Genomic DNA, 2310 nt, shown 5'->3' on the forward strand with positions numbered 1-2310 from the left:
GGCACCGGGGGCCAAGATCTTCGCGACCACGTCGCTCCTCATCGTCAGCGCGCTCACCGTGATGCTCTCCGCCACGATCCCGACTGCGGTCTATGCCGGGCTCGTGCCGATCATCGCCGGTATCATGGCGTTCTTCTGGGAACGCCGCGACATCGACAGCGTCACCATGGCGCTGATGGCAGCCTCCGCGCAGCTCTTCTTCATCTTCCTGGCCAACCGTCTCTACGCCAGTTCGGTCGCCTCGATCGGCTTCCGGGCCGAGAAGGATGCGCTGATCGCAGAGCTCGAAACCGCCAACGCGAACTCCGACGAAGCCCGCCGCAAGGCCGAGGAAGCCAATCTCGCCAAGTCGCGCTTCCTGGCGACGATGAGCCATGAGCTGCGCACGCCGCTCAATGCCATCCTCGGCTTCTCCGAGGTGATGAAGAGCGAGATATTCGGCGAGCACGCCAACGCCGCCTACAAGGAGTACTCGGCCGACATCCACGGCTCGGGCCAGCATCTGCTTAATCTCATCAACGAGATTCTCGACCTGTCGCGCATCGAGGCCGGGAAATACGAGCTGAACGAGGAAGCGCTGTCGCTCGCCGAGATCGTCGACGACTGCCGGCACATGCTGGCGCTGCGCGCCAAGGCCAAGGGACAGAGCATCCGGTCGCTCTCGGAACCCGACCTGCCGCGGGTCTGGGCCGACGAGCGGGCGATGCGGCAGGCCGTGCTCAACGTATTGTCGAACGCCATCAAGTTCACGCCTCAGGGCGGCGAGATCACGATCAAGGTCGGCTGGACGGCAACGGGCGGGCAGTATGTCTCCGTTGCCGACACCGGCCCCGGCATCCCGGAGAACGAAATCCCGATCGTGATGCAGAGCTTCGGCCGCGGTTCGCTCGCCATCAAGACCGCGGAACAGGGCTCGGGGCTCGGACTGCCGATCGTCAAGGGCCTGATCGACCTGCATGGCGGTGGCTTCAGTCTCAAATCGAAGCCTCGCGCAGGTACCGAGGTGACGATTACCCTGCCCGCCGAACGCGTGATGGACACGCTCGCCGCACTGCCGGAGCCGGCATCACGGGCAGCCTGAGACACGGTCGCAACGCCGAAACCGCGCCCGAATATCGCCCCATCGATCGGGAACATTGCAACAGCCTCGTTCGGGGCGCCTTCACTCCTTCTCGGACCCTCGGATCATGAACCGGAAAACGCGCGTCGCCGTGCTCTATGGCGGAAAGTCGGGCGAGCACGAGGTGTCGCTGAAATCGGCTGCCTCCGTCCTGCGCTACCTCGACCGCGACCGGTTCGAGCCGGTCCCGGTCAGCATCGACAAGCAGGGCTGCTGGCAATGCCACGACCTGCGCCGCATCGAAGCCAGCAACGGCGACAGCCTGCCGATTCCGGCGGATTCACCGTCGATCCGGCTCGAGCCGCACGGCGAACGCACCGCCATCCTGCCGGCCGACACCGCAGCGCCGACGATCGAGCCCGTCGACGTGGTCTTCCCGGTGATCCACGGCCCACTCTGCGAGGACGGCGCAGTGCAGGGCCTGCTGGAGCTCTCGGGCGCCGCCTATGTCGGTTCGGGCGTGCTGGCATCCGCCGTCGGCATGCACAAGGACATCGCGAAGCGCCTTGCCGCGCTCGCCGGCCTCCCGGTTGCGCCCTATCTCGCGCTGTCGCGCCGCGATTATCGCCGCGACGTCGATGGCTCGTTAAAGGCCGCGCGTGAAGCGCTGACGCTCCCCATCTTCGTCAAGCCCTGCAACATGGGCTCCAGCGTCGGCGTGCATAAGGTCAAGCGCTGGGAAGAGCTGGACGGCGCGCTCGCCGATGCCTTCCAGTACGACACCAAGGTTCTGATCGAACAGGGCATCGATGCCCGCGAGATCGAGGTTGCGGTGCTCGACGGCGATCCGCCGGTGGCGAGCGTCGCGAGCGAGCTCAACGCCGGCCCGCAGCACGAGTTCTACTCCTACGAAGCCAAGTACATCGATCAGGACGGCGCTACCGTCGACCTGCCGGCGAAGCTCGACGACGAACAGATGGCACGCGTGCGCCAGCTCGCGATCGACGCCTTCGTCGCGCTCGAATGCAGCGGGCTGGCACGGGTCGATTTCTTCCTCGACCGTCGGAGCGGCGCCTTCTTCTTCAACGAGATCAACACGCTGCCGGGATTCACCGCGATCAGCATGTATCCGAAGATGATGGAGGCTTCGGGCCTGCCCTACCCGGCCCTGATCACGCGCCTGATCGAACTGGCGCAGGAGCGCCATGCCGAGCGGGCCGCCCTGAAGACCGACTACGCGTCCTGATCCG

The 2310-nt window shown here is 65.8% G+C and carries 2 protein-coding genes; both read left to right on the plus strand.

All coding sequences use genetic code 11. The features are described 5' to 3' along the window. A partial coding sequence (locus ACIPIA_RS14555) for a sensor histidine kinase (protein ID WP_400510579.1) occupies positions 1-1081 on the plus strand: 1081 nt, incomplete at its 5' end. Between the two features lie 106 nt (positions 1082-1187). After that, positions 1188-2306, plus strand: coding sequence for a D-alanine--D-alanine ligase family protein (locus tag ACIPIA_RS14560; RefSeq protein ID WP_400510580.1), 1119 nt, complete (start codon positions 1188-1190; stop codon positions 2304-2306). The last annotated feature ends 4 nt before the right edge of the window (positions 2307-2310 follow it).

Source organism: Allobosea sp. CER48 (genome assembly GCF_044752385.1).
Classification (GTDB): domain Bacteria; phylum Pseudomonadota; class Alphaproteobacteria; order Rhizobiales; family Beijerinckiaceae; genus Allobosea.